This window comes from Rhizobium sp. BK602 (genome assembly GCF_014195095.1).
Lineage (GTDB): Bacteria > Pseudomonadota > Alphaproteobacteria > Rhizobiales > Rhizobiaceae > Rhizobium.
Genome location: NZ_JACIBC010000011.1, coordinates 126,707 through 140,233, shown reverse-complemented (window position 1 = coordinate 140,233; position 13,527 = coordinate 126,707). Strand labels below are relative to the sequence as shown.

At 62.8% G+C, this 13,527-nt stretch carries 12 protein-coding genes and 1 pseudogene; 8 read left to right on the top strand and 5 right to left on the bottom strand.

What is annotated here, in order from left to right:
* Positions 1-3 precede the first annotated feature (3 nt).
* The 5 genes from FHX11_RS27680 to FHX11_RS27660 all read right to left on the bottom strand — a co-directional run bounded on the left by FHX11_RS27680 (position 4) and on the right by FHX11_RS27660 (position 5,147).
* Positions 4-1,059 carry an ABC transporter ATP-binding protein gene (locus FHX11_RS27680; RefSeq protein ID WP_184363935.1) on the bottom strand — a complete coding sequence of 352 codons (1,056 nt, stop codon included), beginning with the start codon at positions 1,057-1,059 and terminating at the stop codon, positions 4-6.
* Between the two features lie 13 nt (positions 1,060-1,072).
* Positions 1,073-1,903 carry a carbohydrate ABC transporter permease gene (locus FHX11_RS27675; RefSeq protein ID WP_184363932.1) on the bottom strand — a complete coding sequence of 277 codons (831 nt, stop codon included), beginning with the start codon at positions 1,901-1,903 and terminating at the stop codon, positions 1,073-1,075.
* Positions 1,900-2,751, bottom strand: coding sequence for a sugar ABC transporter permease (locus FHX11_RS27670; protein ID WP_184363929.1), 852 nt, complete (start codon positions 2,749-2,751; stop codon positions 1,900-1,902). The genes FHX11_RS27675 and FHX11_RS27670 overlap by 4 nt, the downstream gene beginning before the upstream one ends.
* 63 nt (positions 2,752-2,814) lie before the next feature.
* Complete coding sequence (locus FHX11_RS27665) at positions 2,815-4,092, bottom strand: ABC transporter substrate-binding protein (RefSeq protein ID WP_184364001.1); 1,278 nt, start codon at positions 4,090-4,092, stop codon at positions 2,815-2,817.
* Positions 4,093-4,145: 53 nt separating this feature from the next.
* The gene (locus FHX11_RS27660; protein ID WP_184363926.1) at positions 4,146-5,147 is read right to left on the bottom strand and encodes a substrate-binding domain-containing protein; all 1,002 of its coding nucleotides are present in this window, start codon (positions 5,145-5,147) and stop codon (positions 4,146-4,148) included.
* Between the two features lie 217 nt (positions 5,148-5,364).
* Here FHX11_RS27660 and FHX11_RS27655 point away from each other — a divergent pair.
* From FHX11_RS27655 to FHX11_RS27620, 8 genes and pseudogenes are all read left to right on the top strand, one after another.
* Positions 5,365-6,106 (top strand): annotated as a pseudogene (locus FHX11_RS27655) (FadR/GntR family transcriptional regulator).
* The gene (locus tag FHX11_RS27650) at positions 6,103-7,689 is read left to right on the top strand and encodes an ABC transporter substrate-binding protein (protein WP_184363920.1); all 1,587 of its coding nucleotides are present in this window, start codon (positions 6,103-6,105) and stop codon (positions 7,687-7,689) included. Before FHX11_RS27655 ends, FHX11_RS27650 begins: the two are co-directional and overlap by 4 nt.
* A gap of 64 nt (positions 7,690-7,753) precedes the next feature.
* Positions 7,754-8,713, top strand: a complete 960-nt coding sequence (locus tag FHX11_RS27645; protein WP_184363917.1) for an ABC transporter permease — start codon at positions 7,754-7,756, stop codon at positions 8,711-8,713.
* 3 nt (positions 8,714-8,716) lie between these two features.
* Entirely contained in the window at positions 8,717-9,586 is an 870-nt protein-coding gene (locus FHX11_RS27640) for an ABC transporter permease (protein ID WP_184363913.1), read from the top strand.
* A 25-nt stretch (positions 9,587-9,611) separates the two neighbouring features.
* The gene (locus tag FHX11_RS27635) at positions 9,612-10,529 is read left to right on the top strand and encodes a dihydrodipicolinate synthase family protein (protein WP_184363910.1); all 918 of its coding nucleotides are present in this window, start codon (positions 9,612-9,614) and stop codon (positions 10,527-10,529) included.
* A 6-nt stretch (positions 10,530-10,535) separates the two neighbouring features.
* Positions 10,536-11,552: an ABC transporter ATP-binding protein gene (locus tag FHX11_RS27630; protein WP_184363907.1), complete on the top strand. Its 1,017-nt coding sequence runs from the start codon at positions 10,536-10,538 to the stop codon at positions 11,550-11,552.
* Positions 11,553-12,506 (top strand): oligopeptide/dipeptide ABC transporter ATP-binding protein, encoded by a 954-nt coding sequence (locus FHX11_RS27625; protein ID WP_184363903.1) that lies wholly within the window; start codon positions 11,553-11,555, stop codon positions 12,504-12,506.
* A gap of 22 nt (positions 12,507-12,528) precedes the next feature.
* Positions 12,529-13,461 (top strand): dihydrodipicolinate synthase family protein, encoded by a 933-nt coding sequence (locus FHX11_RS27620; protein ID WP_348649745.1) that lies wholly within the window; start codon positions 12,529-12,531, stop codon positions 13,459-13,461.
* The last annotated feature ends 66 nt before the right edge of the window (positions 13,462-13,527 follow it).

Sequence of the window (13,527 nt, the reverse complement as noted above, 5' to 3'; positions counted from 1 at the left end):
TGATCAGTGGGCAGGATTGTTAAGCGCTAGACCGGTCTCCGGCGACAGCCAGGTCAGACGGTCGAGATCGGGCCTCAGCCCGATCGTATCGCCGGCTCTGACCTTCTCTCCCGGCGGCAGGATGACCCTGACCGCCTGCCCCGCGATGGTGCCGGTCAGCAGCAGATGCGACCCCATCGGCTCGGAAACCCGCACGTCAAGCGGCAGGCCCTCGGACACGGGCGCAAGCGCCACATCCTCGCCGCGCAGGCCGAGCACGATGTCGCCGCTTGCCTGCGGCACCGCCTGCGTCCGGCTGCCGAGCTTCACCGCTCCGCCCTCGACCGGCAGGCGAATGAAGTTCATCGGCGGATTTCCGATGAAGCCGCCGACGAAACGGGTCGACGGATGACTGTAGATCTCGACGGGCGGCCCGACCTGCTCGATGCGGCCGTTGTACATGACGGCGATGCGGTCGGAGAGGCCCATCGCCTCCGTCTGGTCATGCGTGACATAGACGGTGGTCGTTCCCGCCGCCTGCAACACGGCCTTGAGCTCGGTGCGCATCTCCAGCCGCAGCAGCGCATCGAGATTGGAGAGCGGCTCGTCCATCAACAGCACCTGCGGCTCGACCGCCAGTGCGCGCGCCACCGCGACGCGCTGACGCTGGCCACCGGACAGCTTGTTGGGATAGCGATCGAGATAGGGCTCGATGTGGAGCAGTGCCGCCGCCTTCTCGACCTGCGCCTTCACCCTGGCGGCATCGGCCTTCTGCATGCGCAGGCCGAAGGCCACATTCTCGAAGACCGTCATATGCGGGAAGACCGCATAGTTCTGGAAGACCATGGCGAGCCCCCGATCCTTGGGCGCCAACCCGTTCACGGCCTTGCCGCCGATCAGGATGTCGCCGGACGTTTCGGTTTCCAGCCCGGCGATAATGCGCAGCAAGGTCGTCTTGCCGCATCCCGATGGGCCAAGCAGCGACACGAACTCTCCATCGCCAATGTCCAGCGAGATTTCCTTCAGCGCATCGAAGGCGCCGAAGCTCTTCCTGATGCGATCGATCTTGATGTTTGCCATGGTCAGATCCCGCTCATTTGCTGGAGATACCCCAGATCGCGAACAGATAACGCCTGACCGCGAAGATGAAGACGACGGAGGGAAGAATGAGAAGTAGCCCTCCCGCGAAACGATAATGCAGCGGACTTTCCGCAAGCACGGTCAGGAGATAGGCCGTCAGTGTCCTGTTGCGCACCGTCAGCACGGATGCCGCGAAGACCTCGTTCCAGGAGATGACGAAGGCAAAGACGGCGGTTGCGGCAAGCCCTGGAAGGGCAATCGGCGCAACGATGCGAAAGAAGGCCTCGATACGCGAGCAGCCGAACACCCAGGCCGCCTCCTCCAGCTCGCGCGGCACGCCCATGAAGATGCCCTGGGTGACGAGCGCGGCAAAAGGCAGCGCTAGCACCGTATGCACCAGACCGACACCGACAACGGTGTCGTAGAGCCCCATGCGGATGAAGGAGACGGTGAGCGGCAGGGCCAGGATCGCCAGCGGGAAGGCCCGCGTCAGCAGCACCAATAGTCGGAAACTGTCCTTGCCCCGGAACTGGTAGCGCGCCAGCGCATAACCCGCCGGCGCGCCGATCAGGATCGACAGCGCCACGGTGATGGCGGCGGCACCGAGCGAATTCAAAAAAGCGGTCGCGACCCCTTCCGTTTTCAGAAACAGCAGGAAAGGATCGATCGAGACATTGGTGGGCAGGATCGACTTCGGCCATTTGTAGACACCCGTCTTGCCTCCGAGCGCGCCGAGCGCCACGAGATAGATCGGCACGAGAACCCAGGCGCAGAGTACGGTGATGCCGCTCCAGAACAGAAGCGTGCGTGCACCGGTGAAGCTTGCTGTTCGTGACGCGCTCATGGCAGACGCTCCGGATCGACCTTGACAGCCTTGAGATAGACGACGGTGGCGGCGAGCGAAATGATCATGATCAGCACGGCATAGGCCGCCGCGACACCATAATTCTGGTTCTGGTTTTGCCAGGTATAGGCCTCGCCGACGAGCACGGGCATGTTGGTTCCACCGAGCGCGTAGACGACGGCGAAGACTTCGAAGGCGAGCACCGTGCGCAGGATCAGTGCCGATTGCAGCGCCGGCCGGATCAGCGGCAGCGTAATCCGGTAGAACCGCGTCCACCGGCTGGCGCCGAAGATTTCGGCCGCCTCGCGGAACTCCTTCGGCACCTGGTTGAGGCCGGCGACGATAATGACCATGACGATTGCGGTCCCGCGCCAGATCTCGGCGACAGCGATCCCGATGAACAGGGCGACCGGCGTCTGGTAGGTCAGCCAGTTCGCTTGCCGGGAGATGATGCCAAGCTCGAAGAGCAGGCTATTGAGATAGCCGCTGTTCTGCAGGATCGAGAGCCAGACCAGGCCGGCAGCCAGATCGGAAATGCCGAGCGGGATCGTCCAGATCCACAGGATCGTCTCCCGCCCTCCCCCGACCTTGGCGACCATGCTGCCCATGATGAGCGCCATGGCGACCTGGATCGGGACGACGACGAGCGTCAGAAGGAAGGTATTGCGGATGGCCGACGCGAAATTCAGATCGCCCGTCAGCGTCTGGAAATTGGCCACCGAAAAGCTTCCATCTTGCGAAACGGCAAGCCAGATGGTCTGCACAAGCGGAACGATGAACAGCAGCGCCAAAAACAAGACAGCGGGCGCAATCAGCAGATAGGGAACCACGGAGCGGTTTGCAGTCATCAGGATTACTCGCGTTGGATCGTGGGTTCCAGCGACAACCGGAACCCACGGCGACCGGACGGCCTATTCGACCGGGCAAGCGCCATCGCTGGCCTTGTCCGGCGCCCAGCACGGCGCCTTCGTGTCCGTCATGATCTTGGAAAGAGCGGCGGCCTGCTCGTTCAGGACCTGATCGATCGGCTCGTTGCGGATGACGATCCGCTGGAACGTATCCATATAGACCTTGTTAAACTCGCCGCCTTTGTCGCCGAGCCCGACCGGGAGCAGCGAAACGATGGCGTCCTTGGCGTTCTGCGTCGCATCGACACCCTTAGCCAAAAGGGCGATACCCGGATCGATATCCTCGGGAAGCTTCGCATCCACCGTCGGGAAGAAGCCGACCTTTTCAGCCACCGTCAGTTGCACCTCCGGCTGGATGAGATGCTCGATGACGGTACGCGCGCCCTGCTCGTCCGGTGCGCCCTGTGGGATGGCGAGACCTGCCACCACCGGCATATAACCCCGCCCCTTCGGGCCGGCAGGCGCCGGGAAGACGACATATTGTTCCGGATTGCTGCTGACCGCCTCCTTCAGCCGCGCCAGATGATCCCAGGCGACCCAGACTTCTTCGGAGAGCAGCGGCTCCTGCATGAAGTTGTAGTTGGTCGAATTCGGATTGACGACCGTCCAGAGCTGCTTGAAGCTCTCCCAGGCCTTGGCCGCATCGGCGGACTTGAACGGCCGCACGACGCCGCCGGTGAAGGATGGATAGAAATAGCCCTGGAAGAAACGCGGCATCAGTCCCTTGGGACCGGCGGGAAAACCGATGCGCGGCTGGCCGGTCGCCTCCTGCATCTTCTTGCCCCAGGCGATGAGCTGGTCGTAAGTCAATGCGTTGATGTCGGCGCCTTCGGGAAGATATTGCAGCGCCTCCTTGTTTGCCGCCATCACGTAGGTCGCCTGCATCCAGGGAATATATTGCTGCTTGTCCTTGCCGAGCTTGCCGAGATCGATCAGGTTTTTCGGCATGCCGGCAGCTTCCAGTTTCGCTGCCATGTCGTCGAGCGGCACGAACCCGTCCTTGGCGGCGATCGGCGACAGCTCGCCATGCAAGGCCCCGACCAGGCTGATCGTATGCTTGCCCGCCTGCCGCTCGGCTTCCATGCGAACGGCGAATTGCGGCGGCTCCTCGACAACGTATTCGACGGAGCCCTTCACATCCTTCAAAAGCTGCTCACGCACTACGGTCGCCTCTTCGATCGGCCGCAATTGCGTGGACAGGAAAATTGTATCGGCCTGCGCCAGCGAGGTGGTTGCAAGGCCGGCTACGACGGCAAGGCCGCCCAGAAATAAGCTTTTCATCATGTTCCTCCTCCTTGAACAATCGGCCGTTCGGGCCGGGCATGCATCCGGCATCAGGGGCGGCGCTGATGGCTTTGCCTCGGCACGAAGTCCACCGGATAGATTTCCTGTAGCGTCGCAGGATCCTCGCCCGCGATGGCGCGCAGCAGCAGCGACGCCAGCCGCTCGCCGAAATTCGCGCCCGTCATGTGCATGGTCGACAGCGGCGGATCGCTGTAGGCGCTCATCGGCACGTCGTCGTGGCCGATGAGGCTGACCCTATCTCCCCCCTCGATTTCCCGAAGGGCGCCCAGCGCTCCGATCGCCATTTCATCGGTGCAGCACAGGATGGCCGTGGGTTTATGCTTGCCCGACATCAGCGCCTTCGCGGCCTGATATCCGCCACGCTCCATCGGATCGCCGACTTCCAGAAGATCGGCGCTCAGGCCGGCCTCGGACAATCCCGCCTCCCAACCGCCGCGTCGCAGATGCGCGAAATTATAGTCGCCCGGCCCGGCGAGATGGCCGATGCTGTCGTGGCCATCCTTGACAAAGCGGAGCGTGGCCTCGCGAAAGGCGGCATGCCCGTCACCGTCTATGAAGGCGTGAGGCACCCTAGCCTCGGTCCGTCCATGGGCAACGAAGGGAATGCCGCGAGACTGAAGAAATTCGACGCGCTCATCATTGCGCTTGGTTCGCACGAGAACCATGGCATCGACACGATGGCCGTCGACGAAGCGGCGGCACATGTCCAGTTCGCTCTGGCCTCTCGGCACGGGGGCGATCACCAGATTGAGGCCGGCAATCGCAAGATGCTCGGCACAATCCGACAGCATGTCGATGAAGTATGGCGGACTGATCTGACCGGGCGCGCTCGGCAGCGGCACGGCGACAAGCTCGGCGCGCTGGCGCCGCAACCGTCGCGCCGAAGCATTCGGCTGATATCCCGCGTGCCTTGCCGCCTCCTCCACCCGCAGCCGCGTCGCCGGCGCCACATCCGAATAGCCGTCCAACGCCCGCGAAACGGTCGTGATCGACAGGCCAAGGGATTTGGCAAGCTGCTTGAGGTTTGACATCGATCCTCCCAAAACGTTTTGGAAATGAATGCCAAAACGTTTTGGGAGTCAAGGCCGGATCTCATACCCAATGGTCTGCGGCATCACGAATCAGAGCAAAGGTTGGAGAATTAAGGTCAGCCCGGCGACCGGTCGATCTCGACGGAAATTTGTCCATTTGACAGATATCCTACAAGTGGATAATTAATTTCCGACCCGACAATCAAGTGGAACTCGCATGACGCTCAAGACCATGAAGCCGCTCACCCGTGCGCCGCTCCTGCATGTGTCGGTGCAGGAAAGCCTGAGGACCTATATCGCCGACAATGGTGTCGAGCCTGGCACCTTACTGCCGCCGGAAGGAGAGCTTGCCCATCAATTGGGGGTCAGCCGCAATTCCCTGCGCGAGGGGATCAAGGCGCTGGAATCCGTCGGCGTGCTGGAATCGCGGCGCGGCATTGGCATCTTCGTGAAGGCCTTCTCCTTCGAGCCGCTGCTGGACAATCTCGCCTATGGGCTTGGCGGCGCGCTGCGTCAGATCGAGGAAGTGCTGGAGATCCGCCGGACGCTGGAAGTCGGGCTGATCGGCAAGAGCCTGGAGATGATCGGGGAGGACGATATCGCCGAGCTCAGGGCCACCGTGAACCGCATGCGCGTTCACGCTGAAAAGGGAGAAGCTTTCGCGGAGGACGACCAGCTTTTCCATCGCTTGCTCTTCCGCTGCCAGGAAAACGAAACGCTTGTCCGGCTGATCGACGTCTTCTGGATGGCCTTCTACAAGGCCTCCGATTTCGTCAACCTCGACAATGTCGACCCGATCGCCACCTGGAAGGATCACGCGGCGATCGTCGATGCTGTGGAAGCCAGGGATATCGAGGAAGCCAAGCTGCGGCTCGACCGCCATTACCAGGGCATTTCGAGGGTGATCGCGAACAACAAGCCATAACAAGACGAATTCAAACGTGGGAGGAACGTCATGAATCGCCTGTCCAGACTGTCATCGGCCTTTGCGCTGGCCACGATATTGGCAAGCGCCACCATATCGGCCATCCCCGCTCCTGCCTGGGCGGCAACCCTTTCCGGCGGATTCGATGTCGGTCCCGGCGGATTCCAGGGCAACTTCAATCCGCTGGCCGCCACGGCCGGCTTCACCTGGCTCAGCACCTATTACGAGCCGCTGGTGAGCTATGACGAGAAGCTGCAGACGGTCGTCGGCGTGCTGGCTTCCTCCTATGAGATCAGCGCCGACCAGCGCAGCTATACCTTCAAGCTTGCCGATGCGAAATGGCACGACGGGCAGCCTTTCACGGCAAAGGACGCGAAGTTCACCATCGAGCTGGCGAAGAACCCTAAGACCGGTTCGGTCCTTGCGGCCCGGCTCACCGCCGTTTCCTCGGTCGAGACGCCGGATGACAGGACGGTGATCTTCAAGCTCAGCGCCCCCTCCGCCGGCCTGCTGGACACCGTGACGAAGATCATGATGCTTCCCGAGCATGCCCTCTCGCAGATCCCGCCCGACCAGCTCGCCAAGAACGGCTGGTGGTCCTCCACGCCAATCGGTACAGGCCCCTTCAAGTTCATCCGGTACGTACCGGATCAATATGTCGAGCTTTCCGCCAATGGCGATTATCGCGGCGGCAAGCCGGCGCTGGAGAAGCTGATCAACCGCTATTTCGCCAACCCGGCGGCGGCAATCGCGGCGCTCCGGGCCGACGAGATCCAGTTCACCTATGTCGATTCCAACGATGTAGCGACCTTCAAGGACAAGGCCGATGTCCGGGTGATCGAGGGCGAATCCTTCGTCGTCAACTATCTCGGCTTCAATCACGATTCGCCGATCTGGAAGGATCTGCGCGTGCGTCAGGCGGTCATGTACGCCATCGATCGCGGCGCCATCGTCCAGAGCCTTTACGGCGGCGCGGCCAAGCGGGCCAATTGCGCCTACGTCGCCGACCAGCTCGTGCCGAAAGACGTCGAGCCTTATGCCTATGATCCGGAAAAGGCGCGGCAATTGCTCAAAGAGGCCGGCTGGGACGAGATCAATGGCGGCAAGCCGATCACCCTCCTGACCTATTACACGACACCGCTTGCGGCCAATGTCATGGCAGCCATACAGGCCATGCTGGCGCAGGTTGGCATCAACGTCACGCCGCGTGCCGTGGACACGCCGACCTTCAACAGCATCGTGCTCAACCCGAAGCCGGATGTCTCGCAATTCCAGATGATCTATGCCGGCCTCCAGAACGGCCCCGATCCCAGCAGCATCAATGCCGGCCTCAACGAGAAGCAGATCCCGCCGGCTGGGGCGAACGTGGTGCGCGCCCGCATGCCGGACCTGACCGCCGCGCTCGATGCGGCGCTCGGTGAAACGGACCTCTCCAAGCGCAACGCCCGCTATCGGGATGTCTGCAAGATCATGAACGGCGAGCTTCCCTGGGGAACGCTCTGGGTCGCCAATCGCTATGGCGTCGTCTCCGCCAAGGTCAAGGATTTCGTCTGGACCCCGGCACCCGGTGGCGGCCCGTATCAGGCGCATCCGGAAAAATGGTCGCTCGCCGAATAGGCGAAAGGCTCCCTTAGCATAAGGGTGGCCGACAGGAAGCAGGCCGCCCACGGGGAATGGTTTCATGCTCGGATATAGTCTTCGGCGCCTATTGATCGGCTCGGGAATGCTGCTGGCGCTCAGCCTGCTGACCTTCGTCCTTCTGCGGCTCACCCCCGGCGACCCGATCGACGCCTATATCGATCCGAATGTGCCGATGTCGCCGGCCGATCTTGCGGCACTACGGACCCGGCTTGGTCTCGACCAGCCTTTGCCGCTGCAATATCTCGCCTGGCTCAAGCAGGCACTCGCCGGCAATCTTGGCTATTCGATCAAGCGGTTCGATCAACCCGTGCTCGATCTCGTGCTGTCGCGCGTCGGTCCCACGCTGCTTCTGATGGGGTCTGCGATCCTCATCGCCATCCTGGGCGGCATCGCGATCGGTGTCGTCAGCGCCGTGCGCCGCAATTCGCTGCTGGACGTTTCGTTCTCCATCTTCGCACTTGCCGGGATTTCAAGCCCGGCCTTTCTGAGCGCCTTGATCGGACTCTATGTCTTCTCCGTCAGGCTGCGCTGGATGCCCTCCGGCGGCATGCTGACACCCGGAGCCAATTTCTCCATCGGCGACCTGCTGCGTCACCTCGTCCTGCCAGCCTCGCTTCTCGCCATTGCGCAAGCCGCTCTCATCACCCGCTACATGCGCGCCTCGCTGCTGGAAGTGCTGAGCCAGGACTATGTGCGCACAGCGCGCGCCAAAGGCGTCTATGAATTCTGGGTCATCACCAAGCACGCGCTGCGCAATGCGCTGCTGCCGGTCGTCACCCTGATCGGCTCGACCATCGGCCTTGCGATCGGCGGCGCGATTTTCATCGAGAGCGTCTTCAACTGGCCGGGCATGGGGCTCCTGCTCGTCGATGCGGTGAGCGCACGCGACTATCCGGTCATCATGGGAGCAACGCTGGTGATCGGCGCCTGCGTCATCGTCGTCAATCTCCTGACGGACATCACCTATGCGGTGATCGATCCGCGCATCAAGGTGGGTTGATCGATGCTGGCCCGCTCTCCAACCCACAGCCCCGGCCCGCTGGCGCGTGCCTTCGATCGCTTCCTTCTCAATCGCATCGCCGTCTTCGGCCTCTGTCTGATCGTCCCCCTCATCGTGCTCATCCTCTCCTATCCGCTATGGTGGAGCTTCAAGCCGAACGATATCGACCTGCTTGCGATGAACGGCGGGCCGACGGCCAAGCACTGGTTCGGCACCGACGGCGTCGGCCGCGACGTCTTTGCCCGCGTCCTGGAGGGTGGGCGCATCTCGCTGCTCGTCGCCATCCTCTCCACCGTGATCGCAGCCGCCATCGGTTTCCTCGTCGGCGCGACCTCCGCGCTGGCCGGCCGCGTCACGGATGCCGTCACCATGCGCTTGGTCGATCTGGTGATGACGCTGCCGCCGGTGATCTTCCTTCTGGTGCTCGCCTCGATCGCCGGCACCGGCATTTGGCCGACGATCCTCGTCATCTCGCTGCTGTCCTGGCCACTTCTGGCGCGTATGATCCGCTCACGCCTCCTGGAGCTGCGCGAACGCGACTTCGTGATCGCCGCCCGCGGCATGGGCGCGCGTCTCCCCCACCTGCTCTTTCGGCATGGATTGCCGAATTCGATCGACATCCTCGTCGTTTTCGCGACGCTGCAGATCGCCAATTCCATCCTGCTGGAGGCAGGACTCTCCTTCCTGGGCCTCGGCATCGCGCCGCCCGCGGCAAGCTGGGGCAACATGCTGAATGCCGCCCGTTCGACGGCCGTCTTCGAACAATATCCCTGGCAATGGCTCTTCCCCGGCGCAGCGCTCGTCCTCGCCGTCCTTGCCATCAACTTCATCGGCGACGGTCTTCGCGATGCCTTCGACCCGCGCACTGAGTAAGACCAACCACCAAGAGAAAGCGAATATGAGCAAATTCAAGGGTGTCGTTCCCCCCGTTATCACGCCGCTGAAGGCGGATCTGACCGTCGATTACGCCTCCTATACGCGGGTGCTGGAGCATCTGATTAAGGCCGGATGTCATGGTCTCTTCGTGCTCGGCTCGACGAGCGAGGTGGTTTTTCACGACGAAAAGACGAGACGGGAGATCATCGAACATTCGGCCAAGGTCATCAATGGCCGCGTGCCGCTGATTGCCGGTGTCATCGATCCGACCACGGATCGTGTCATCGATCACGCCAGGATCGCCAAGGCGGCGGGCGCCGACGCGGTCGTCGTCACCGCCCCTTTCTACACCGTCACCAGCCAGCCGGAGATCCTCGATCATTTCCGCTATATCCGCGACGCGGTCGACATACCGCTGATCGCCTATGACATCCCGGTCTGCGTGCATGTGAAGCTGCAACGCCAGACCACCATCACGCTGGCGCGGGAAGGCACAATCATCGGCCTCAAGGATTCCAGCGGTGACGACGGCAATTTCCGTTATGTGCTGCTCGACCTCGCCGATCGGAAGGACATCTTCCTGATGACCGGCTCGGAGATCGTCGTCGACACCGCGCTTTTGATGGGCGCGCATGGCGTGGTGCCCGGCATCGCCAATGTCGATCCGCACGGCTATGTCCGCCTCTGGGATGCGGCCCAGCGCGGTGACTGGGCGGCGGCGCGCAAGGAGCAGGAGCGCCTCTGCCGGCTGTTCGAGATCGTCTGGGTGGCGCAGGGCCGCGTCAGCGGCGGAGCCTCCGGCATCGGCGCCTTCAAGGCCGCGATGAAGAGCCTGGGGATCATCGACACCCCATTGATGCCGAGACCCCGCGCCCCGCTCAACGATGCCGAGACCGCCCGGATCGACGAGATCCTGCGCGCGGCCTGTCTGCTAGGCTGACAGCTCATGCAAGCAGGCGCGGAGACCATTCTCGATATCAACGGCCTGCGGACGGTGTTTCGTCTCCGCTCCGGCGACGTGACGGCGGTCGATGACCTCGACCTTACCGTCGCGGCGGGCGAAACCCTGGCGCTGGTCGGCGAATCCGGCTCGGGAAAATCGGTCACCAGCCTGTCCGTGATGCGGCTCTTGGCGCGCAATATCGGCGTCATCGCAGCCGGCAGCATCCGCTTGAAACGCAAGGATGGAACGGTAAGCGATCTCGCCTCAATCGCCGAGAGGCAGATGCGGGCGATCCGCGGCGACGACATCGGCATGATCTTTCAGGAGCCGATGTCGAGCCTCAATCCGGTCTATACGATCGGCGACCAGATCACCGAGCCGATCCGCGTCCATCGGAAGGCAACCCGCAGGGCAGCGATGGATGCGGCAATCGGATTGCTCGCTAGTGTCGGCATTCCCGATGCCAGGCGCCGCGCCGGCCAATATCCGCACGAGCTTTCGGGCGGCATGCGCCAGCGCGCCACCATCGCCATGGCGCTCGCCTGCAACCCGACGCTGCTGATCGCCGATGAGCCGACGACGGCGCTCGACGTCACCATCCAGGCACAGATCCTCGATCTTCTCCGGACACAGCAGCGGGAGCGCGGCATGGCCATGCTCTTCGTCACCCACAATCTCGGCGTGGTCGCCGAAATCGCGCATCGTGTGGCGGTGATGTATGCCGGCCGGATCGTCGAGACCGGCCCGGTGAGCGAGGTTTTCCGCAGTCCCCGACACCCTTACACTCTGGGCCTGCTCGCTTCCATGCCACGGCTGGGCGAGGCGACCCGCATGAGGCAGGCCGGCGAAAAGCTTGCCGCCATACCCGGCGTGGTGCCCGGCCTGATGCATATGCCGCCGGGCTGCGCCTTCGCGCCGCGCTGCAGGTTCGCGATCGATGCCTGCCGCGCCGGGGTGCCGCCGCTTGTTGCCATCGGCCCACATCGTCAAAGCCGTTGCATCCGCTGGCAGGAGATCTAGATGAGCGAACCTCTGCTTCGCGTCCGCGATCTAGCGAAACACTATACGTCCCGTGGCGCCAAATTTGCCGTATTGCAGGATATCTCCTTCGACATCGGCAGGGGCGAAGTGGTCGGGCTTGTCGGCGAATCCGGCAGCGGCAAGACCACGATCGGCCGCTCGATCCTGCGTCTTGTCGAGCCATCCGCAGGCAGTGTTCGCTTTGACGGCGAGGAACTAACCACGCTTTCGGCGACAGCCATGCGCCGGATGCGCCCGCGCATGCAATATATCTTCCAGGACCCGTTCGCGAGTCTGTCGCCACGCATGACGATCGGCGAAATCCTGACGGAAGGCCTGAAGATCCAGCATATTGGCACGACCAAAGAAAGGCTGGAGCGGGCGCGCACGGTGCTCGAACAGGTGGAGCTGCCGGCCGACGCCATCACGCGTTATGCGCATGAATTTTCCGGCGGCCAGCGCCAGCGCATCGGCATTGCCCGAGCGCTGACGCTGGCGCCCGAGTTTCTGGTGGCCGACGAGCCGGTGTCGGCGCTCGACGTGTCGATCCAGGCGCAGGTGATCAACCTGCTGCGCGACCTGCAGCAGCATCTCGGCCTTACCATGCTCTTCATCTCGCATGATCTCGCCGTGGTCGAATATATCTGCGACCGGATCATCGTGCTCTATCTCGGGCGCATCATGGAAATCGCGCCGAGCGGCGAACTCTATACCCACCCGCAGCATCCCTATACGCGAGCGCTGCTGTCGGCGATCCCCTCACCCGATCCGAGCGCTCGCCGCGAACGCCAGATCCTCAATGGCGATATTCCAAGCCCGGCCGATCCGCCAAGCGGCTGCGTCTTCCGCACCCGTTGTCCGAACGCACTGCCGGCCTGCGCCGAGGCCGTGCCAGAGCTGCGAGAGGTTTCACCCGGCCATTTCAAGGCCTGTATTCGCGATGATCTGCCTTGATCGCTCAAACGGGGAAATGCCTGTGCCGACAAAACATCCGCACCACACGGTTCGAGGCAACTGGGCCGCTCTGCTTCTGCCGATCGAAGCCGACGACAGTATCGATTTCAGCAAGCTGGCCGAGGAACTGGATATCCTCATCGACGCCGGCGTCGACGGCATCTATTCGAACGGCACGGCCGGAGAATTCCATAACCAGACGGAAGAGGAATTCGACCAGATTCAGTCCCTACTCGCCGAGCGATGCCGGGCGTCGGGCATGCCCTTCGTTATCGGAGCCTGCCAGCCCGACCCCACGATCATGTTGAACCGGCTCCGCCGCGCCGTGGAACTTCAGCCGGCGGCCTTTCAGGTGATCCTTCCAGACTGGTGGCCGCTGACGAATATGGAGGCGATCGACTTTCTGCGGCGGGCCGCCGATCTGGCGGATGACATTCCCCTCATCCTCTACAATCCGCCGCATGCCAAACGCGCGCTCACGCCGGCGGACCTTGGCGATATCGGTAAGGCGGTGCCCCAGGTCGTCGGCGTCAAGCTCGCGGATGGCGACAAGGACTGGTATCGGCAAGCGCGCCAACATCTGCAGGGATTGGCCCTCTTCGTTCCGGGCCACCATCTCGCAACCGGCTTCCGGGAGGGCATCGCCGCCGGTTCCTTTTCGAACGTCGCCTGCCTCAGTCCCCACGGGGCGCAACGCTGGACGCAATCGATGCACAACGAGCTGGAGGCCGCTCTGGAACTGGAAAGCCGCATCTGCAAGTTCATGGCGGATCACATCGTTCCTTTCCGGCGGAACCTCGGCTATTCGAACGCGGCGCTCGACAAGCTTCTCTGCGCCATCGGCCAGTGGGGGCCGGTCGGGACGCGTTTACGCTTTCCATATCGCTCAATCGACGAAGCCGAGCTGCCGCGACTGCGCGCCCTGGCCCGCAACATGCTCGGCGAGCTTTTCTGATGTAGGCCAAAGACTTGTCGGCACAACCGCCATTGTCACATGAGGTGAAGAGCATCTCGTCGTCAG